Annotated in this window: 21 protein-coding genes; 13 read left to right on the forward strand and 8 right to left on the reverse strand. The window is 71.3% G+C overall.

Annotated features, from left to right (window positions below; translation table 11 throughout):
• Positions 1 to 381 (reverse strand): DUF222 domain-containing protein (locus VIB11_RS09785; protein ID WP_332030738.1); only part of this gene is annotated, 381 nt, incomplete at its 3' end.
• Positions 291 to 998 (reverse strand): hypothetical protein, encoded by a 708-nt coding sequence (locus VIB11_RS09790; RefSeq protein WP_332030740.1) that lies wholly within the window; start codon positions 996 to 998, stop codon positions 291 to 293. The genes VIB11_RS09790 and VIB11_RS09785, both read right to left, overlap by 91 nt.
• Positions 999 to 1,327: 329 nt before the next feature.
• Between VIB11_RS09790 and VIB11_RS09795 the strand changes: the two genes are divergently transcribed.
• Together VIB11_RS09795 and VIB11_RS09800 are read left to right on the forward strand one after the other, a co-directional pair.
• Positions 1,328 to 1,771 (forward strand): GNAT family N-acetyltransferase, encoded by a 444-nt coding sequence (locus VIB11_RS09795; protein ID WP_332030742.1) that lies wholly within the window; start codon positions 1,328 to 1,330, stop codon positions 1,769 to 1,771.
• Positions 1,772 to 1,966: 195 nt separating this feature from the next.
• Positions 1,967 to 2,224 (forward strand): DUF6458 family protein, encoded by a 258-nt coding sequence (locus VIB11_RS09800; RefSeq protein WP_332030744.1) that lies wholly within the window; start codon positions 1,967 to 1,969, stop codon positions 2,222 to 2,224.
• A gap of 71 nt (positions 2,225 to 2,295) precedes the next feature.
• On the opposite strand, the gene VIB11_RS09805 is transcribed toward VIB11_RS09800, so the two are convergent.
• The gene (locus VIB11_RS09805) at positions 2,296 to 2,760 is read right to left on the reverse strand and encodes a hypothetical protein (RefSeq protein ID WP_332030746.1); all 465 of its coding nucleotides are present in this window, start codon (positions 2,758 to 2,760) and stop codon (positions 2,296 to 2,298) included.
• Between the two features lie 235 nt (positions 2,761 to 2,995).
• On the opposite strand from VIB11_RS09805, the gene VIB11_RS09810 reads away from it, so the two are divergent.
• Entirely contained in the window at positions 2,996 to 3,775 is a 780-nt protein-coding gene (locus VIB11_RS09810) for a CHAP domain-containing protein (protein ID WP_332030748.1), read from the forward strand.
• 104 nt (positions 3,776 to 3,879) lie between these two features.
• Here VIB11_RS09810 and VIB11_RS09815 read toward each other — a convergent pair whose 3' ends face one another.
• The gene (locus tag VIB11_RS09815) at positions 3,880 to 5,754 is read right to left on the reverse strand and encodes an acyl-CoA dehydrogenase (protein ID WP_332030750.1); all 1,875 of its coding nucleotides are present in this window, start codon (positions 5,752 to 5,754) and stop codon (positions 3,880 to 3,882) included.
• Between the two features lie 266 nt (positions 5,755 to 6,020).
• On the opposite strand from VIB11_RS09815, the gene VIB11_RS09820 reads away from it, so the two are divergent.
• Both VIB11_RS09820 and VIB11_RS09825 read left to right on the forward strand, forming a co-directional pair.
• Positions 6,021 to 6,968 carry an ABC transporter ATP-binding protein gene (locus VIB11_RS09820; RefSeq protein WP_332030752.1) on the forward strand — a complete coding sequence of 316 codons (948 nt, stop codon included), beginning with the start codon at positions 6,021 to 6,023 and terminating at the stop codon, positions 6,966 to 6,968.
• On the forward strand, positions 6,965 to 7,819 hold the full coding sequence (locus tag VIB11_RS09825) for an ABC transporter permease (RefSeq protein WP_332030754.1): 855 nt from the start codon (positions 6,965 to 6,967) through the stop codon (positions 7,817 to 7,819). The genes VIB11_RS09820 and VIB11_RS09825 overlap by 4 nt, the downstream gene beginning before the upstream one ends.
• A gap of 104 nt (positions 7,820 to 7,923) precedes the next feature.
• Here the strand turns inward: VIB11_RS09825 and VIB11_RS09830 are convergent, their stop codons facing one another.
• Positions 7,924 to 8,472 (reverse strand): DUF1269 domain-containing protein, encoded by a 549-nt coding sequence (locus VIB11_RS09830; RefSeq protein WP_332030756.1) that lies wholly within the window; start codon positions 8,470 to 8,472, stop codon positions 7,924 to 7,926.
• Positions 8,473 to 8,686: 214 nt separating this feature from the next.
• Here VIB11_RS09830 and VIB11_RS09835 point away from each other — a divergent pair, with 214 nt between their 5' ends.
• Complete coding sequence (locus VIB11_RS09835; RefSeq protein WP_332030757.1) at positions 8,687 to 9,259, forward strand: DUF6584 family protein; 573 nt, start codon at positions 8,687 to 8,689, stop codon at positions 9,257 to 9,259.
• A 60-nt stretch (positions 9,260 to 9,319) separates the two neighbouring features.
• Here VIB11_RS09835 and VIB11_RS09840 read toward each other — a convergent pair whose 3' ends face one another.
• A complete protein-coding gene (locus VIB11_RS09840) occupies positions 9,320 to 10,108 on the reverse strand; it encodes a hypothetical protein (protein ID WP_332030759.1) in 789 nt (262 codons plus the stop codon).
• Between the two features lie 269 nt (positions 10,109 to 10,377).
• Between VIB11_RS09840 and VIB11_RS09845 the strand changes: the two genes are divergently transcribed.
• From VIB11_RS09845 to VIB11_RS09875, 7 genes are all read left to right on the forward strand, one after another.
• Positions 10,378 to 10,827 (forward strand): nitroreductase/quinone reductase family protein, encoded by a 450-nt coding sequence (locus VIB11_RS09845; RefSeq protein WP_332030761.1) that lies wholly within the window; start codon positions 10,378 to 10,380, stop codon positions 10,825 to 10,827.
• A gap of 118 nt (positions 10,828 to 10,945) precedes the next feature.
• The gene (locus VIB11_RS09850) at positions 10,946 to 12,079 is read left to right on the forward strand and encodes an aminopeptidase P family protein (protein ID WP_414695803.1); all 1,134 of its coding nucleotides are present in this window, start codon (positions 10,946 to 10,948) and stop codon (positions 12,077 to 12,079) included.
• Between the two features lie 210 nt (positions 12,080 to 12,289).
• The gene (locus VIB11_RS09855) at positions 12,290 to 13,759 is read left to right on the forward strand and encodes an APC family permease (protein ID WP_332030763.1); all 1,470 of its coding nucleotides are present in this window, start codon (positions 12,290 to 12,292) and stop codon (positions 13,757 to 13,759) included.
• A complete protein-coding gene (locus VIB11_RS09860) occupies positions 13,756 to 14,202 on the forward strand; it encodes a hypothetical protein (protein ID WP_332030765.1) in 447 nt (148 codons plus the stop codon). The genes VIB11_RS09855 and VIB11_RS09860 overlap by 4 nt, the downstream gene beginning before the upstream one ends.
• 5 nt (positions 14,203 to 14,207) lie before the next feature.
• On the forward strand, positions 14,208 to 15,554 hold the full coding sequence (locus VIB11_RS09865; RefSeq protein ID WP_332030767.1) for a dipeptidase: 1,347 nt from the start codon (positions 14,208 to 14,210) through the stop codon (positions 15,552 to 15,554).
• 50 nt (positions 15,555 to 15,604) lie between these two features.
• Positions 15,605 to 16,321 (forward strand): hypothetical protein, encoded by a 717-nt coding sequence (locus VIB11_RS09870; protein ID WP_332030768.1) that lies wholly within the window; start codon positions 15,605 to 15,607, stop codon positions 16,319 to 16,321.
• Positions 16,322 to 16,432: 111 nt separating this feature from the next.
• On the forward strand, positions 16,433 to 17,869 hold the full coding sequence (locus tag VIB11_RS09875; RefSeq protein ID WP_332030770.1) for a PepSY domain-containing protein: 1,437 nt from the start codon (positions 16,433 to 16,435) through the stop codon (positions 17,867 to 17,869).
• An 80-nt stretch (positions 17,870 to 17,949) separates the two neighbouring features.
• Here the strand turns inward: VIB11_RS09875 and VIB11_RS09880 are convergent, their stop codons facing one another.
• Positions 17,950 to 18,489: a hypothetical protein gene (locus VIB11_RS09880; protein WP_332030772.1), complete on the reverse strand. Its 540-nt coding sequence runs from the start codon at positions 18,487 to 18,489 to the stop codon at positions 17,950 to 17,952.
• Between the two features lie 150 nt (positions 18,490 to 18,639).
• On the reverse strand, positions 18,640 to 19,767 hold a 1,128-nt coding region (locus tag VIB11_RS09885; protein ID WP_332030774.1), incomplete at its 5' end, for an ATP-binding cassette domain-containing protein.

A 19,767-nucleotide genomic window follows, 5' to 3' on the forward strand; every position in this document is an offset into this window, starting at 1 on the left:
CCTGCGCACCGTCTCCGGGGCGAGGTGGGTGCCGGCATCCAGGCCGCCCAGGGTGGTGGCGGCGCCGAGCCCGTCGCGCAGGGAGTCCCAGCCCATCGTCAGGACCAGGGTGGCCTTGGTGGTCTTGCCGCGCTCCTCACCGGCCGCGACCGCGCGGCGGACGAGCTGCACGAACGCGTCGCCGCGGCGCCGGTCGGAGGTGCGCAGGTCGCGTTCCCCGTCCACGGGTTGCGGGGCCGAGAGCGGTCCGAGCGCCGCCTCGAGGGCGGCCTTGCCCTCGACGTCCAGCGTCAGCCGGTACTCGAAGGTGTCGGCGCCGGTGTCGACCGGCTGGGACAGGGCGATGAACGACTTCCCCCGGTCCTGCTGGTCCTGCAGCACCCCCTCCCCCCGTACCGGGCCAGGATCAGCGGGCGCACCTTCCGGCAGGCCCGCGGCCCGCCGTCGACGGCCAGGTCGATCAGGGTGGTCAGGGCCGGCTCGTGCATCAGGTCCCCGAGCATCGGGCGCAGCTTGTCGTACTCCGAGACCACGGCCGCCGCCGAGCCCACCGCCAACCGACCTGCCTCGACCGCCTCCCGCACCGGGGCATTGACGTGCTTCTGGAACGCCTGCGCCACGGCCACCACCGTCGCCGCACCCCCGGCCCCGCCGCCGGCCCTGGTCGACGGGGCATGGTGGCGCACCCACTGCGCCGTCGTCATCGCCGCCGGACCCCCGGACGTCTCACCCCGCTGCATGGCCTCGTGCACCACCGCCACCCGGCCGGCGTCGCACGCCATGCCCAGCGCGTCGACCTCGGACAACAGCCCCGACAGACCGTCCGGGCCACCCCCGGACGGGGCCTGCCACAACACCGAACCCAGCGCCACCATGGAGGCGCGACCGGCCGCGATCCGCTCACGGTGCTCGGCCAGGCTCAGGCCCATGTCCGAGCCAGTGCCCGCGGCCCGGCTCGTGCCCGGCTCCGCGGTCTGGTCGCGTTGGTTCCCCTCCATGACGACAACCGTAGGTGAGACCACCGACAACGCTTCTTCCCCACATGCGGGCGGAAACCGCTGCGCCGCAACGCATTACGCGGCATACCCGAGAATGAAACACAAGCCTGGCGGCAGGACCTGTGGACAGTGTGGCGACGTGGCAAGGCCTGTGGACAAGCGCGAACCCCGCGCGAGGTGCCTCCACCATCGGGGGTCAGCGTGTCGGAAGGGCTGCGAGGCCGAAGCCCTGCGGCATGCTGCAGGGCATGAAGCCGCCGGAACAGTCGAAGGAACGTCCGACGTGCCTCCCGCACGTGACTCGCGTTGGGCCCGATGAATGGCAGCGGATGCGAGATGTCCGTCTGGCGGCGCTGGCCGAGTCACCCGAGATGTTCGGCTCGACGTCGGCGAGGGAGCAGGCGTTCGACGAGGCCGAGTGGCGCCGTCGCGCGGCACGGCCCGCGACGTTCCTCGCTTCCCGAGACGGCGTGGATGTCGGCATTGCCGGCGTGTACGAGTTCGACCGCGAGTGGTGCCTGGCAGGCATGTGGATCGACCCACGTGCACGGGGCACCGGTGCTGTCGAGGCTCTCATCAACGCCTGCGAGTCGATGGTGCAGGCCGCAGGTGCGACCACGGTCGCACTCGGAGTGATGGAGGACAACGCTCGCGGTCGGCGCGCGTACCTCCGCCTCGGCTACCACTTCACGGGAGCAAGCGAGCACGTGCGCGATGGCCGATACGAGCTCTTCATGACCAAGACGCTCGCGGCGTCACCGCCGGCCCGCTGAGTCACGGGGCTCGGGGGTCAGCCCTGGTGCCCGATGGGCCAGCGCACCCCGAAGCGGTCCGTGACCTGCCCGTCGGAATGCCGATCACCGAGCTGCGCGACCACGCCACCGTCCCACTCATCCGCGCCGTTTGGTCGCTTTCGCACTACCTTTGCCGCAACGGGTTCGACCGGACCCGCGAGCACAGGAGCGAGCATGTACATCGGACTTGGAATCTTCCTCATCGTCGTTGGCGCCATCCTGACCTTCGCCCTCAACGCCTCCGTCGACGCCGTCAACCTCGGCATGATCGGCTGGATCTGCATGGCCGCCGGCGCGCTGGCCATCCTGCTGTCCCTCGTCATGACGAACCGCCGTACGGCCGCCGGTGGCTACTCCGCCCGCCGGGTCAGCCACACGGACCCGGCAACCGGCTCGCGGGTCGACGAGGTGGACGTCGACCCCAACCGCTGACCAGCGCTGCGCCGAGGGCGGTCCGGAGAGTCTCCGGGCCGCCCTTCGCACGTCGCGACGCAGCCGCGGCGTCACTCGCGGGTGGCGGAGAGCTGCACGGTGACAACGGATCTCGCCTCGACCGGGGCTCCGTCTTCGGATCGAGGCGCCCGAGCCTCGATGGTGGCGACGGTGCCGGGAGACTTGCGGTCGGCGCCGATCGCCGACCAGCCGCCGCCGGGTGCGTAGCCGTTGTCGTGGAGGTCCCAGGTGCTGTCGAACGTCGAGTGGAAGAACGCGGCCACCTCGTCCGGTCGTCGGGTCGTCGCCCAGGTGACCGTGACCGACGAAGCGCCCCTGACACCCGCGAGGTCAGAGCCGCCACCCTTGTGGGTACGCGAGGCGAGCGGCGTGGCGCCGGCGGGGGCGTCGAGGATCGCCTCGGTCCGCAGCCGGTCGATGACGGCCTGGTCCGCGCGGTCGGCCCCGCAGCCGGCCAGCGTCACGCCGACGGACAGCAGCCCGGCAGCGGCGGCCGTTCTGCGCCACGAACTCATTGCGGACCCCCCGGTTGGCTGCGGACCAGTGTGCCTCTGCGGAGCGGTCTCCGTGCCCCTTTGTGGGGGACCCGGCCCATCGACAGGGGAGTGCGCCCCGCGCTGAGCGCGGGGACCCCGCCCATCGACCGGGGAGTCCTCCCCATGGACGGATGGTTCGGCTGTTCCTAGTTTCGTTGTCGGACAGGGTCGCTCGAGAGGCGGCCACACTGACAGCAGGGGAGCAGCAGAGATCATGGCCGCACTGACCAGCACCAACCGCACCGTCCGCTTCGGGCTCGCCGCAGCGCTCGGCCTCGGCGTCGTCGCCGGCGGAGCAGCGATCGCCGACGCTGCCACCGGCCGCGTCCGCACCGGGGGTGACCACCTCGTCGTGCGGTCCGGCCCGGGCACGAGCTACGCCAAGGTCGGCCGCGTCTCGTCGGGTGCCAGGCTCGACATCATCTGCCAGGCGCGCGGCACGACCGTCAAGGGCAGGTACGGCACGTCGAACCTGTGGGACAAGATCGGTCCGAACCGCTACGTCTCGGACGCCTTCGTCTACACCGGGTCCGACGGGCGGGTCGCCCCGGTGTGCAAGAGCGGCTCGACCAACCCGGCGCCCACCGGCGCGATCAAGGACGACTACCCCTACCGCGGCGCGACCTCCGGGGTCGACCGCTGGAACTTCTACAAGGGCCAGTGCACGTCCTTCGCCGCGTGGCGGGCCAACCACAACCTCGGCGTGCCCTTCCACAACTACTACAAGGGCGTCCACTGGGGGAACGCGACCAACTGGGACAACGCCGCCCGCGCCGCCGGCATCCCCGTGTACAGCACCCCCCGTGTCGGCGACATCGCGGTGCGCGACTCCGGCACCTGGGGCCACGTCGCCTACGTCGCCAAGGTCAACGCCGACGGCAGCTTCATGGTCGAGGAGTACAACCACGTCCGCCCCGACACCTACAGCTACCGCAAGGCCACCCGCGGCGAGGGCTCGCACCAGTTCAGCGAGTTCATCCGCTTCCCGCGCTGACAGCGCCGCCGGACGGTTAGCCGGCACGACACCACCCCAGACGCGCGTATGCCGGGTGGGCACCGACGAGGTGCCCACCCGGCATACGGCGTGGTGGGGTCGTGTCAGAAGGCCGACTCGGGCACGTCCATGAGCGCGTTGTCGGTGGCCTCGGCGATCTGGCGCTCGGCGGCGATCTTCGGCAGGACGTTGCGGGCGAAGAAGGACGCGGCCGCGATCTTGCCCTGGTAGAAGTCGAGGTCCTTGCCGGAGGCCCCGGCGTCGAGGGCCTTCCTGGCCACCTCGGCCTGGCGGAGCAGGAGCCAACCGATGACGAGGTCGCCGGCAGCCATGAGCAGGCGTGAGGTGTTCTGGCCGACCTTGTAGAGGTTCGTGACGTCCGAGCCCTCCTGCCGCGGGTCGGACTTCATCAGCTCGCCGACCATGAAGCCGAGGATGCCCTGGACGTCCTCGAGCCCCTTGCCGAGCAGCTCGCGCTCGGTGTCGAGGGCGCCGCCGACCGCGCCGAGGTCCTTGGCGAACTCCTGGATCTGCATCGCGAGGTGCGAGAGGGCCTGCGCCTTGTCGCGGATGATCTTGCGGAAGAAGAAGTCCAGGCCCTGGATCGCGGTCGTGCCCTCGTAGAGGGTGTCGATCTTGGCGTCACGGATGTACTGCTCGATCGGGTAGTCCTGCAGGAAGCCGGACCCGCCGAGGGTCTGCAGCGACTCGGTGCCGAGCAGCACCCAGGCCCGCTCGGAGCCGACGCCCTTGACGATGGGGAGCAGCAGGTCGTTGACCCGGTTGGCCATGTCGGCCGGGCTGTCCTTCTCGAGCTGCTCCGACCCGCCCTCGAGGAAGGCCTGGTCGACGGTGTCCTGCTGCGTGGAGGTATAGACGACGAGTGCTCGAAGCCCCTCCGCGTAGGCCTTCTGCGTCATGAGCGACCGGCGCACGTCGGGGTGGTGCGTGATGGTGACGCGCGGGGCCGACTTGTCCGTCATCTGCGTCAGGTCCGCGCCCTGCACGCGCTGCTTCGCGTAGTCCAGCGCGTTGAGGTAGGCGGTCGACAGAGTGGAGATCGCCTTGGTGCCGACCAGCATCCGGGCGTGCTCGATGACCCGGAACATCTGGGCGATGCCGTCGTGGGTGTCGCCGAGCAGCGTGCCGACCGCCGGCTCCCTGTCGCCGAAGGTGACCTCACAGGTCGTGGAGACCTTCAGGCCCATCTTGTGCTCGAGGTTGGTGACGTAGGCGCCGTTGCGCTCGCCGAGCTCGCCGGTCTCGAGGTCGACGTGGAACTTGGGGACGATGAAGAGCGAGAGTCCCTTGGTGCCCTCGCCGGCCCCCTCGGGGCGGGCGAGCACGAAGTGGACGACGTTGTCGGTCATGTCGGACTCGCCGGAGGTGATGAACCGCTTGACGCCGGTGATGTTCCAGGTGCCGTCGTCGTTCTGGGCGGCCTTCGTGCGCCCGGCGCCGACGTCGGAGCCGGCGTCCGGCTCGGTCAGCACCATGGTGCAGTGCCAGCCCTTCTCGATGATCCAGCGCGCCATCTTCTTCTGCTCGTCGGTGCCGAGGAAGTAGAGCAGCTTGCCGAAGGAGTAGGAGGCGGCGAACATCGCGATGGCGGGGTTGGCGCCCAGCACCATCTCGTTCATGGCCCACTTCAGCGACGGCGGGGCGACGGTGCCGTCGAGCTCACCGGGCACGTCGACGTTCCAGAAGCCGGAGTCGATGTAGGCCCGGTAGCTCGTGGCGAAGGACTCGGGCATGGTCACCGAGCAGGTCGTGGGGTCGTAGACCGGCGGGGTGCGGTCGGCCTCGGCGAACGAGGAGGCGAGCTCGTTCTCGGAGAGCCGGGCGACCTCCTTGAGCATCTCGCGCGCGGTGTCGGCGTCGACCTCCGCATAGGGCCCGTGGCCCAGCACCTCGCCCCGGCCGAACACCTCGAAGAGGTTGAACTCGAGGTCGCGCAGGTTGCTCTTGTAGTGGCCCATGGCCGGATCCTCCACGTGTCGTGACGGCAGTGTCCGCCGACCGTACTGGCCGGTAACTTCCATGGTGGTACTCGCGAGTAACAAATGCAACCCCCTTGACGCGCGCCGCCGTGCGCCGTCGCCTCGCGTGTGACGGGCTGGCACGACACGTTCGGGCCACAGCAGGGACCTGAGGGTTCAGGTGACGCGCCCTGGGCTGCACAATGACGAGAAACCGACAGGACGAGCCAGTGACAACGCGCAGCACACCCGGGGAGGGCCAGGGCATGGCTGAGCAGCCGGAACCGGGCACGACGGCCGAGGCCGCGATCAGCGTGCGTGGGCTGCGCATGCGCTACGGCCAGCGGGACGTCCTCGACGGGGTCGACTTCGACGTGCACCGAGGGGAGGTCGTCTGCCTCCTCGGACCGAACGGTGCAGGCAAGACGACGACCATCGAGATCCTCGAGGGCTTCCGGATGCGCAGTGCCGGCGAGGTCGCCGTCCTCGGCTCGGACCCAGCCACCGCGAGCGAGGACTGGCGGGCGCGGACGGGCGTCGTGCTCCAGTCGTGGCGTGACCACCCGCGCTGGACTCCGCGGCGGCTGCTCACCCAGCTCGGGGGGTACTACGCGCCGTACTCCACCCCGGAGCGTCCTCGACCCTTCGACGTCGACGCCCTGATCGAGACGGTGGGTCTCGCCGAGCTCGCCGACAGCAAGATCGCCACGCTCTCCGGCGGCCAGCGGCGGCGGCTCGACGTCGCGGTGGGGATCGTCGGACGCCCGGAGCTGCTCTTCCTCGACGAGCCGACGGCAGGCTTCGACCCCCACGCGCGCCGCGAGTTCCACGCCCTCGTCGAGCGGCTCTCCGACGTCGAGAGCGCGACGATCCTGCTGACCACGCACGACCTCGCGGAGGCGGAGAAGCTCGCCGACAGGATCCTCGTGCTGGCCCAGGGCCGGATCGTTGCTGACGGGAGCGCCGAGGACCTCGCGCGGCAGGTCGCCGGCGAGACCGAGGTGCGTTGGAGCGTCGACGGCGAGCGCTTCGTGCGGACCTCCGCTGATGCGACGGCCTTCGTGCGCGGGCTGTTCGCCGAGCACGGGGAGCGGCTCCGGGACCTCGAGGTGCGCCGAGCCAGTCTCGAGGACACGTACCTCTCGCTGGTCCACGCGGAGGAGTCGGGCGAGCCCCGGTCCACGGTCGGCCTGTTCGAGGGGGCGGGACGATGAGCCCGCGGCGGCACGCGATCCGGCTCGGCCTGCGCCGGGGGTGGACGGAGTTCCGCCAGAGCATCCGCAGCGCGCAGGACCAGGGGTTCTACCTCTTCACGGCGGTGGCGGTCCTCGGGTACCTCTTCCTCCGGCGCGACGACCCGGTCGAGGGGACGGACCTGATGGTCCCCTCGGTCGCGCTGCCCAGCATCCTCGCGGCCCTGGTGGCGTTCGGGGTGGTGATCGGCCCGGCGTATGCCTTGGCCATGGAGCGCGAGGACGGGACGCTGTTGCGGCACAAGGCGGTCCCCCACGGCCTGACCGGTTACTTCACCGGGCAGCTGCTCTTCAACAGCCTGAGCCTCGTGCCACAGATGCTGGTGATCCTGCTGCCGAGCTTCCTGCTCTTCGACGACCTCATGGCGAACGGCACCGCCGGCTGGGTCACCGTGGGCTGGGTGCTGGTGCTGGGCCTGCTGGCGACCATGCCGATCGGCATGGCCATCGGTGCGCTCGTGCCCAGCACGCAGAAGGTGGGGACGTGGGGGATGCTCCCCGTCATGGTGCTCACGGGAATCTCGGGCATCTTCTTCCCCATCCAGGCGCTGTGGAGCTGGGTCCAGGTCGTCGCGCAGGTCTTCCCGATGTACTGGATCGGGCTCGGCATGCGGTCAGCCTTCCTGCCCGACTCGGCGAAGGCGCTGGAGGTCGGTGGCTCCTGGCGACCCATGCAGACCGCGCTCGTGCTGGGGGCCTGGGCCGTCGTGGGCGCCCTCGTCGTGCCGGGGGTCCTGCGGCGTATGTCGCGGCGCCAGTCCGGCTCGCAGGTCGAGGCCGCGAGGGAGCAGGCGGTGCAGTGGGTGCGCTGAAGCGGTGACCCCCGGTCAGGTGGCTGCCCGCGACGGCGGCGCCCGCGATCGGTGAGCCCGCACGCTGGGACGTCGCTGATCCCACGCAGGACAACGGGTGGGTGCTAGGCGCCCGCCCCGGCCTCCTTCTGGGCCGCCTTGATGTCGGCTGCGAGCTGGTCGGCGGCCATGTCGGTGGCCTTGGAGACCAGTCGGTTGGCGGCCTTGATGTTGGCCGCGACCTGGTCGGCCAGGTTCGTCTCGTAGACCACGACGAGGCCGGCCTGGCCGGCGTCGAGCGTCTCGCCGAGCTCCTTCAGGTCGCCCCGCGACATCCCCCCGCTGGCGTGGCCGGCGACGGCGCCGATGGCGGCACCGCCCGCTCCAGCCGTCGCCAGGCCGATGCCGACCGGTGGGAACAGGGCCGCCGTCACGCCCACCGCGAGACCCCAGCCGAGGCCCACGGCGGCGCCGTGGCGGGTCGGCTGCTCGTGCTTCTTGACGATGCTCACCTTCCCGTCCTCGTCCTTGGCCACGACGGCCGCGTCGAAGTCGTGGGAGGTCTTGACCTCCTGGTACAGCGCCTTGATCGCCTCGTAGTCCGAGACGGCCGTGTCGACGTCGTCGTATGCGGCGGCGATCACGTAGAGGGCGTCCTTCTCCTGCTTGGCCATGTCGAGCCCTTTCGTCGTCTGGCGGGATCCGGCCGTGCTTGCCGCCAGTCTGGGCGCGCTCGGTGCCGCCCGACATCACCCGAGGCGGATGAGCGGCCACCGGTAGCGGCAGGGGCAGGCGCGGGGCGGTGCCGGGCGTGGGCGGCGGGGCTGCCCCGCCTGGCCGACGGGTGCGGCAGCGCCGCGAACTGGGCCACGCGGCATACTCACGGGGGTGAGCGACGACAGCCAGCAGACCCCGTCCCGGGCCGAGCGCGACACGACCAGCGCGGACCTCGGACACCACAGCGGTGCCGTCGAGCGGGCCCGCGCCGACCTGGCTGCCGGACGCGCCTGGAAGGCCCGCGACCGGCTGACCGGCTACCTGCGCGACGAGTACGACGACGAGGCGCTCGAGCTGCTGGGCGAGGTCCACCACACGATGGGCGACCTCCCCGCGGCGGGGGCGGCCTGGTTCGGCACCGCCCGACGCGGCCACGACGTCGACGAGGCGATCGAGGCCTGGCGGGACCGGTACGACGACCACTTCCCGGAGATGTGGCGCAGCCTGCCGCGCACGGTCCGGGAGCAGCCGGGCAACAAGCGCGTGGAGGCGCTGCGCCGACGCGCGGAGCAGACGGGGGCCGTCGCAGCCTCCATCGGGCGACCCGGGCACCAGGAGGAGGGCACGGACCAGGGCGGGGGCCCCGACACGGCGGTCGTCATCGCCGTCATCCTCGCGGTGCTGTTCGTCATCTGCGCCGTCATCGGGTTCGTGACCCTGTTGCGCTGGATCATCCCGGGGTGATCGTCCCCACGCCGCTCACGCCGACCGCGGTCAGGGCCGGCGGGCGGCCGGTGGTGGCGGTCAGTACCCGCGGCCGCTGAGCCGCACCCGCGCGTCCTCGACCTGCGCCCCGCTGAGGTCCCGCGCGGTGACCGACATCAGGGCGCTCTCGGGCTGCTCGAAGAAGGGGTCGGGCTGGAAGCCGACCGTGTGCGTGCAGGAGTCGCCCGGCAGGAGCAGGTTGACCCCCACGCCGGCGAGCGGGCACGTCGACTCCGGCTGGCCGGGCGAGAAGTCGTCGGGCATGACCCGGCTGTCGATGGACACGTCGAGGGTGCGTGAGCCCGTGTTGGTGATCGTGAAGGTCCGCTTCGTGAAGGAGCCGAAGGCCTGCCGGCCGAACCTCAGGCTCGTCGGGCTGAGGTCGACCCCGTCCCCTCGGGACGCCGCGCGGATGGCGAGGGTGCCGTTGTCGTCGGCGCTGGGGCAGTCCGTCTCGGTGTCCGAGCACGGCGTGCTCGCGTAGGTGCTGAACCGCGCACGGTCCGTGCGGAACCGCGTGCCGTCGTGCGCGGTCACGAGTGCCGCCCACCGGACCGTCTCGCCGGCCTCGCACGCGAACGGCGCCGATCCGCCGCCGTCCTGGGCGACCGATCCCGGCGGCTGCACCAGGACCACCCCCACGCTTCCGGTCTCGGGCCCACCGACGCAGGTGACCGAGCCGCGCACCTCGACCTGGGTCGGCGAGAGCAGGACTGCGCGGGTCTCCGTGGTGACGGCCAGCGCCCGGGCGGCCTGGGCCGGTGGCGCCAGCGCGAGTCCGCCGAGGGCCACGAGGGCCACCGACACGGCTGCTGCTGTCCTGAGCATGACGTCCCCCTGCCCCTGTGCGCGGTGGATCGACGGTACGCCCGGCCCGTGGACCGCGTGGCGGGTTCACCAGATGTTCATCCCAGGTGCTCTGGCGGGGCGCTGGGGGCGGCTCTTGATGGCGGCCCAACCGCGGCTTGACACTGAGTGGCAACAGCTTCGGACGGGGAGGCGGGTACATCAGCAGGGAACGAAGTGCGGACCGGTGTGCTCGCCGAGCGCTGCTCTGGACGACAGCCGGGCTCGCGGCTGTCGTCACGGGCGTCGCCGTGGCGCTGCGCGTCGGGGGGCCCGCGACCAGGGACGCCGTCCGACACCTCAACAAGTGGGTGCTCAACCCGCTCATGCTCACCGTGGCAGGGCGCCGACACTGGTATGCCGCGGTGCTGAACCACACCGGGCGACGCTCGGGTCGCCCACACGCCACACCCGTGGTGGCGGTTCCCCTCGGCGACGGCTACATCATCCCGCTGCCCTACGGGGAGCGGGTGGACTGGCTCCGCAACCTGCAGGCGGGCGGCCCGGCCTCCGTGACCCTCCACGGCGTCACCCAGGAGGTCCGCGACCCCGTGGTGCTGGACCTGTCAGCGGTGGAGGGCCTGGACGCCCAGCACCGTGGGGCGTGGGAGCGCTTCGACGTCGACCGCGTCGTCCGGGTCACCGCCCTCGCGGGAGAGCACGACGGCGAGGTCGGTCGCGGCGGGCGCGATCGCGACTGACGCGCCACCGCCGGTGGGGGCGCGGCCGACCAGCGACCTGGCTCATCCCCGACGGGGGATGCCGCCCGCCCTGCCGGCTGCCTAGCGTGAGGCGCCTGACGCCAGGCAGGGAGGCACCATGACCAGCACCCAGCACCCGAGCCCCCCGGCGTTCACGAGCGCGGACTACCGAGGCCGCATGGACCGGGTGGTCCGGTCCGCCGTCGAGGCCGGCCTTGCTGGGGTCGCGGTGACCCCTGGACCGGACCTGGTGTGGCTGACGGGATACCGGCCCACTGCCATCACCGAGCGCCTGACCATGCTGGTCCTGCGCCCGGGCCAGGAGCCGACGCTGCTCGTGCCCGTGCTCGAACGCCCCGACGCCGAGTCCGCGGAGGGGGCGTCGGCTCTCACCATCATGGACTGGGCCGACGGCACGGACCCGTACCCGGTGGCTGCCGCGCTGCTCGAGCAGGGGCACTTCGGCATCTCCGACTCCGCCTGGGCGCTCCACCTCCTCGGCCTGCAGCGGCAGCTGCCCTCCACCGACTACGAGCCGCTGACCGAGTGCCTCCCGATGATGCGTGCCGTCAAGGACGGCAACGAGCTGGCACGGCTGGCGGCCGCCGGCGCGGCTGCCGACGCGGCATACGGCGAGATCATCGGTATGCCGTTCGCCGGCCGTCGTGAGACCGACGTCGCCGCCGACCTGGCAGGGCTGCTCCGACGGTTCGGGCACGAGCAGGTGGACTTCACGGTGGTCGGCTCCGGACCCAACGGCGCCAACCCGCACCACGAGGCGGGTAGCCGGGTCATCGAGAGAGGCGACGCCGTGGTGCTGGACTTCGGCGGCCTGATGGACGGCTACGGTTCCGACACCACCCGGACGGTCTGTGTCGGGGAGCCGACCCCGGAGATCCGGAAGGTGCACGACGTGGTCCGCCAGGCGCAGCAGGCTGCCTTCGAGGCGGTCCGCCCGGGAGTCAGCTGCCAGGAGATCGACCGGGTGGCGCGGGCCGTCATCACCCGGGCGGGATTCGGTGAGCAGTTCATCCACCGCACCGGGCACGGCATCGGGGTGACGACCCATGAGCCGCCCTACATGGTGGAGGGCGAGGGCCAGCCGCTGGTGCCGGGGATGTGCTTCTCCATCGAGCCGGGGATCTACCTCGCGGGGCGCTTCGGCGTGCGGATCGAGGACATCGTGGCCGTCACGGACGACGGCGGGCAGCGGCTCAACAACACCGACCACGGCCTCGCCATCGTCGAGTGAGCCCTGGGCGAGCCGGCCCGGCCCGCCATGATCACCCCTGGGGGATGAGCCCCCCTTGTTGGCGGGCTCATACCGTGCAATCGCAACAGGTTCACGTCTCGAGACAAGGGGCGATGGTGATGAACACGACCAGGACCATCACCACGGGACCGGGGGGATGCCAGGGCACGCCGTCCGGACCACGTGGCCAACGACGGCGGGTGAGCCCCCATGAGTGCCGCTGACGTCCCGGTGAGCGGGTCCGTACCCGTCGAGAGGGCCCGCACCCGCGCGCCCGCCGCGGCATACATCTCGTGGGTGGCCCTGGCGCTGATGACCACGAGCTCCGTCGCGAGCCTGCGCCCGGCGCCGACGATGGCCGTCTACGGGCTGGCAGCGGTGTTCCTCTACCTGGTGCCCGCCATCATCTTCCTCCTGCCGACCTCGCTGGTCTCCGCCGAGCTCGCCTCAGGCTGGGAGGGGGGTGTCTACAAGTGGGTGTCGGAGGGCATCTCGAAGCCGATGGGGTTCCTTGCCGTCTGGTGCCAGTTCGCCATGACGATCTTCTACTACCCGACCCTGCTCGGCTTCGTGGCCAGCACGCTGGCCTACGTCATCAACCCCGAGCTCGCCAGCAGCGGGGTGTGGACGGCGCTCGTCATCGTGGTCGTCTACTGGACGGGTGTGTGGGTCTCCTCCCGCGGCACCAAGGGCATCGCCGGTCTGGCCAGCGGTGGCCTCATCATCGGCACCCTCATCCCGGGCGTCCTGCTGGTCACCCTCGGCATCGTCTTCCTGGGCCAGGGGAACGAGTCGGCTGCACCCATGGACGCAGGCCACCTGCTGCCCGAGTGGGCAGGCCTGGCCAGCCTCGTGCTCATCGTCAACAACTTCCTGTCCTACTCCGGCATGGAGATGAACGCGGTGCACGTGGGGTCGCTGAAGAACCCATCGAGGGAGTTCCCCCGCTCGATGTTCCTGGCGATGGGGCTCGTGCTGCTCATCTTCATCCTCCCGGCCCTGGCGATCAGCTGGTTCGTGCCGGCCGAGCAGCTCTCCCTGACCGCCGGCATCATGCAGGCGTTCGAGGCTGTCTTCGCCGAGTTCGGGTGGCAGTGGCTCACCCCGATCATCGGCATCATGCTCGTGGCCGCCTCGCTCGGCGGCATGCTGACGTGGCTGGCCGGGCCCTCCAAGGGCCTGCTGCTGATCTCGCGGCAGGAGGGCTACCTGCCGCCGTTCCTGCAGAAGCTGAACAAGAACGGCGTGCAGCAGAACATCCTGGTGACGCAGGGAGCGATCACGACCGTGATCGCCCTGGGGTACGCACTGATCCCGACGGTCTCGAGCGCCTACTGGATCTTCTCGGTCATCACCACGCAGGTCTACCTGATCATGTACCTGCTGATGTTCGTCGCGGCCGTGCGGTTGCGGCGCAGCCACCCCGACCACCCGCGCGGCTACCGCGCGCCGATCCTGGGCTCCCTGTGCGGCGTCGGTTTCGCGGCCTCCCTGGCTGCCCTGCTGGTCGGCTTCATCCCGCCGTCGCAGTTCGGTGAGGGCAACGGCGGGGTGTACGTCTTCATCGTGGCCGGTGGTGCGCTCGGACTCGGGCTGCTCGTGCCCTTCCTCTTCTACCGGATGCGCAAGCCCTCGTGGAGGCAGCCGGAGGAGCCCCGGGAGGAGGTGAGCCAGTCATGAGCACGGTCGAGGAGACCCAGACCGCCCGGGAGCGGTCCACGCTCTACGTCATCCTGGCCATCGTGTTCGGGCTGCTGATGGTCGTCGGGCTGTTCGCCTTCCGGTCCGCCAGGTCGACGGCGGAGGCCGAGGAGAAGGCCGCCCAGCTCGTCACCGAGCTCGAGAACGCGGGAGCACGGGCGCCGTCGCAGGAGGCGATCGTGCGGGTGCTCGGTGACGACGGCGGAGCGATCTGCGCCGACCCGAACGGAGCGCTGAGCCGGGCCACCCTGCTGGCCCAGCTGGCCAACGGGTCGGGCGGCCCGGGGAGCCGCCCGGTCATCGCGGACAGCCGGGTGGTCCAGGGCGAGCTCATGGTCATCAAGATCTACTGCCCGCAGGAGCTGGAGGAGTTCCAGGAGTTCGTCAACAGCCTCAAGCTGAGCGACACCACGGGCGGGTGACCGCGATGGACCTGAGGTCGCGCGTCCACGACCTGATGCCAGGGGTGCGCGACGAGCTCGCCGAGCTCGTCGCGATCCCGTCGGTCGCTGACCCCCGTCAGTACCCCCCGGAGGAGTGCGAGCGCGCCGCACAGTGGGTGCTCGGCCGGTTCGCTGGCCTGGGCTTCACCGACGCCCACCTCGAGAAGACCGCGGACGGCAGCAACGCGGTCGTGGGCTCCCGGCCGTGCTCCGACCCGGCGGCGCCGACGGTGCTCCTGTACGCCCACTACGACGTGCAGCCCCCACTGGACGAAGAGGCTTGGCGCACAGCGCCTTTCGAGCTCACCGAGGTCGACGGGCGGTGGTACGGCCGCGGTGCCTGCGACTGCAAGGGGAACATCCTCATGCACCTCACCGCCCTGCGCGCCCTCGGGGACTCGCTGCAGCTCAACCTCAAGCTGGTCGTCGAGGGGTCCGAGGAGCAGGGCACCGGTGGGCTGGAGGCCTTCGTCCCCACGCACGCGGACCTGCTGCGGGCCGACGTGATCCTCGTCTGCGACACCGGCAACGCGGCGGTGGGCCGGCCCGCGGTCACCGTGAGCCTGCGGGGCATGGTCAACGTGGTGGTGCGGGTCGAGGCCCTCGAGTCCGAGCTCCACTCCGGGATGTTCGGCGGTGCCGCCCCCGACGCGCTGGCCGCCCTGGTGTCGATGCTGGCCAGCCTGCGCGACAGCCGGGGCAACACGACGATCCGCGGACTCGACTCCACCCAGACGTGGTCGGGCGAGCCGTACCCGCCCGAGCAGTTCCGCGCTGACGCAGGAGTGGTCGAGGGGGCCTCGCTGCTGGGCGATGGGAGCGTCTCCGACATGCTGTGGGCGCGTCCGGCCGTGACGATCCTCGGCATCGACTGCGCCCCCGTGGTCGGGTCGGCCTCGGCGATCACCCCTCATGCTGCCGCCCGGCTCAACCTGCGCATCCCACCCGGAATGGATCCCGAGGCGGCCCGGGCCGCGCTCGTCAACCACCTCACCGCGGCCGCTCCGTGGGGAGTCCGGGTGCACGTGGAGACCGAGGCGGTCGGCTCGCCCTTCCTGGCCGCCACGGACGGTCCTGCCTACACGGCGATCGCAGCGGCGATGCTGGAGTCCTACGGCGTGCCGATGACGACGCTCGGACAGGGCGGGTCCATCCCGTTGTGCAACGTGTTCGCGGACACCTACCCCGAGGCGGAGCTCATCCTCATGGGCGTGGAGGAGCCGATGGGGCTGATCCACGCGCCCAACGAGAGCGTCGACCCGCGAGAGATCGAGGCGATGGCACTCACCGAGGCCCTGTTCCTGCAGCGCTACGCGTCGGCCCGCGGGTAGCCGCCACGCGCAGCGACGCTGCAGCGGGCAACGCGGCTACACTCCGGCGGGTGTCCAACGAGTCCGGCCGGGTGATGCGCCTCGCGCGCTCGCTGACCTCGGCATGGCTCGCGGTGACCGTCTCGTCGCTGGCCCACCTGGCCGCCTCCGGCCACCGCGCTGGGGCGCTTCACACGCTGGGGATTGTCGCGGTGCTCGCGGTGGCTGCGACTCCCCTCACCGGCCGTCGGATGAGCGTGCGCCGGTCGGCGGGCCTGCTGCTGGCGTTGCAGCTCGTGGTGCACCTGAGCCACACCGTGGCCGCCCTGGCGGCCTCGCCAGACGTGCAGCCGACACGGCAGCTGGCCGTGGAGCTGGGCGGGGGGCACTCCCACACGACGGCCCGGGGCCTCTTCGACGCAGGCTCGGCGCACGCCCACGCTGTCGGGGGTGGGACCACGTCGTGGGGGGACCTGCTGCCCTCGCCGCCCATGCTCGGCGCGCACCTCGTGGTGGGGCTCCTGGTCGGATGGCTGCTGTCGCGTGGTGAGCAGTCCTGGTGGACGGCGCGCAGGCTCGGTGAGGTCCCGATCCGGCTCGCGAGGTGCCTTGTCCATGGTGGTCTGCGTGCGCGAGGGCTGGCGTCCCTGACCCTGAGCGCCCCCCACCCCTCGTCGTGGCGGGGCCTCGAGCGTGCACTCCACTGGGTGGGCGACCTCGTCACGGATGACGTGTGGCGGGCCTCCAGCGCCGTTCGCCGCGGCCCGCCGCACCTCCTTCGCGCCTAGCCCGGCGCACAGACACCCCCGCGGCGCCTGCCCGTCCCATTCGGCGATGGGCGGTATACCGCGCACCCCGTCCTGCCTCGTCCGAGGCTGCCCTGTCTGAGGAGCACATCCATGTCCGTTGTCGATGACCCTGCCCGCCGTTCACCCTCCCGCGCGCGAGCAACCGTCCCGGCGGCCCGCCGCCCTGCTGGCCTGTTCCGGGCCTTCTGGCGCTGGCACTTCTATGCCGCCGCCGTCGTCATTCCCGTCCTGCTCGTCCTCGCGGTCACAGGGCTGGTCTACATGTTCCGGTTCCAGATCGAACCGCTCGTCCACCACGACCTCATGCGGGTAGACCATGAGCCGGGGCAGGTGATCCAGAAGTACGAGGCGCAACGGCAGGCCGTTGCGCAGGCCCACCCCGACGCGACGGTCGTCTCGATGACCGAGCCCGCGGAGGCCGACCACAGCACCCGCTTCACGATCCAGACGGCGGACGAGCAGACCCGCGACGTGTTCGTCGACCCCTACGACGCGACCGTGCTGGGCTCGCTGAACCCCGACACCACGATCAGCGGCACCGCCGTGCGAATCCACGCCGACCTCATGGCCGGCCGAGTCGGCGACACGATCATGGAGCTCGGCGCCTGCTGGGCGATCGTCATGGCGCTGACCGGCTACTACCTCTTCTTCCGGGGACGCCGGGCCCGGAAGCGACAGCGATCCGCAGGGGCACCGGGGGCTGCCCTCCGCAGCAACCACGCCCGAGTGGGCGCGGTCGTCGGGATCGGCCTGCTGCTGCTCGTCGTCTCCGGTCTGCCGTGGACCGGGATCTGGGGTGCACAGGCACAGAAGCTGGCCACCGCCGGCGGCACCTCGTTCTGGTCGCAGGACCACGGCGCCCTGTCCGACCCCACCTCGACCCTGGACGAGTCGCTGCCGCACAGCCACCACGTCATCCCCTGGGCGCAGGAGAAGACCGGCGTCCCGCAGTCCGGGGCGCCCGGGACCGAGGTGTCCGTCGCCAACCTCGACACGGCCGTCGCCGTCGCCGACCGGGAGGGACTGACCCACCCCCTGACCGTCGCCCTTCCAGCGGACGACCAAGGCGTGTTCTCCGCGATCGGCTACGCCTTCAACGACCCCGCCAAGGAACGCACCGTCCATGTCGACCAGTACGGCGGCCAGGCCGTCAGCAGCTACGGGTACGCCAACTACCCAGCCCTGGCCAAGGTGGTCTCCCAGGGCATCGCGCTGCACGAGGGACGCCGCTTCGGCACCCTGAACATGTGGCTCACGACCGCCTTCTGCCTTGCGGTGGTCGCCTCCTGCGTCACAGGGCCGCTGATGTGGTGGCGCCGGCGCCCGCGTGGGAACGGCCAGCTTGGCGCGCCGCGGGGCGGGTCGGCCCTGCGGACGTCGCCGCTGCTGGCCGCGGGCATCCTCGCGCTGGCGGTCTTCCTGCCCGTGTTCGGTGCCTCGCTGCTGGTGGTGCTCCTGCTCGACCGGTTCGTGCTCCGCCGCCTGCCCCGGACCCGGCGGTTCTTCGGCACGGCTCCCGCAGGCTGAGCCTGTGAGAGACGCCATCGCCGCAGGCCGGGACGCGAACCCTGGCCTGCGGCGTGGCGGTGCCGCGGACCGGAGCGTTCTCACACCAGGCGTCCGCGCACCGAAGCCTTGACCTGTCCGGTGGGCCGGGAGGCGGCCGCGGCCTCACGCTCCGCACGCAGCAGCAGCAGCATCGGCGCCAGCATGGCCAGGACCCACACGGTCTCGATCCATCCGAAGAGCCAGAGCGCCAGGTAGAACGCGACGACACCCGCGTAGGCCAGCTGGGTCCAGCGTCCACCGCACAGAGCCATCACCCCGACTGCCGCCTCGAACGCCGCCAGCAGTCCGATGAGGAGGACCGCGTTGGATGGCACCACGGCTTGCCAGGCGTCCGTGACCCACTCGAAGTGGGCAGGGTCAGCGAAGCCGGCGTAGTCCGCGCCCGTCGCCAGGTTGAGGACGTGCAGCAGTGCACCCCCGATGACGAAGAGCACCCCCACCGAGGCACGTCCGGCGTACCGCCACCGTCGGCTCCGCCGAGCCAACACCGCGGCGACGATCGTCACCACCCCGCAGACCAGCCACAGGACCTGCCAGAACACGAAGTCTTGCATGACCGCCTCCTCGTCCTCGCTCACCGTCCGACGGCAAGAGGCATGGACCCACCTCCATCACAACGCCGCAGGCGGTGCCCACACAGGGGCGAACGTCCTTCGTGCGCCGGGTGGGTCGACCGCCGGGCCGATGACCACCGGGTGGGTCGACCGCCGGGTGGTGGGCTGCCTCGGTCAGGTGCCGGTGTACGCCGCGAGGTGCTCGCCGGTGAGGGTGGTGCGGGCGGCGACGAGGTCGGCCGGTGTGCCCTCGAAGACGATTCGCCCACCGTCGTGGCCGGCGCCGGGGCCGAGGTCGATGACCCAGTCGGCGTGGGCCATGACGGCCTGGTGGTGCTCGATGACGATGACCGACCTGCCGGAGTCCACGATCCGGTCGAGCAGGCCGAGCAGGTTCTCGACGTCGGCGAGGTGGAGACCTGTGGTCGGCTCGTCGAGGACGTAGACCTCGCCCTTCTCGCCCATCTGGGCGGCCAGCTTGAGCCGCTGCCGCTCGCCACCGGACAGCGTGGTGAGCGGCTGGCCGAGGCTGACGTAGCCGAGCCCCACGTCGGTGAGCCGGTCGAGGACCTTGTGGGCGGCCGGTGTGCGCGCCTCGCCGTCGCCGAAGAACGCCTCGGCCTCGACCACCGACATCGCGAGCACCTCGGCGATGTTCCTGCCGCCCAGCCTGTACTCGAGCACGGCCGCCTGGAACCGCTTCCCCTCGCACTCCTCGCAGGTGGACTCGACGGTGGCCATGATGCCCAGGTCGGTGAAGATGACGCCGGCGCCGTTGCAGGTGGGGCAGGCGCCCTCGGAGTTGGAGCTGAACAGGGCCGGCTTGACGCCGTTGGCCTTGGCGAACGCCTTGCGGATCGGCTCGAGCAGGCCGGTGTAGGTTGCCGGGTTGCTGCGGCGGGAGCCCTTGATCGCCCCCTGGTCGATCACCACCACACCGTCACGCTGGGCGACCGAGCCCTGGATCAGCGAGCTCTTGCCTGAGCCGGCGACCCCCGTGACGACGCAGAGCACCCCGAGCGGGATGTCCACGTCCACGTCCCGGAGGTTGTGGGTCGAAGCGCCTCGAACCTCCAGCGCGCCGGAGGCGGAGCGCACCGAGTCCTTGAGCCTCGCCCGGTCGTCGAGGTGGCGGCCGGTGACGGTGCCGCTCGCCCGCAGCCCGGCCACGGAGCCCTCGAAGCAGACGGTGCCGCCCGCCGTGCCCGCGCCGGGGCCGAGGTCGACCACGTGGTCGGCGATGGTGATGGTCTCTGGCTTGTGCTCCACGACGAGCACGGTGTTGCCCTTGTCCCGCAGCTG

Origin of the sequence: Pedococcus sp. (assembly GCF_036554925.1) — a bacterium.
GTDB lineage: Bacteria > Actinomycetota > Actinomycetes > Actinomycetales > Dermatophilaceae > Pedococcus_A.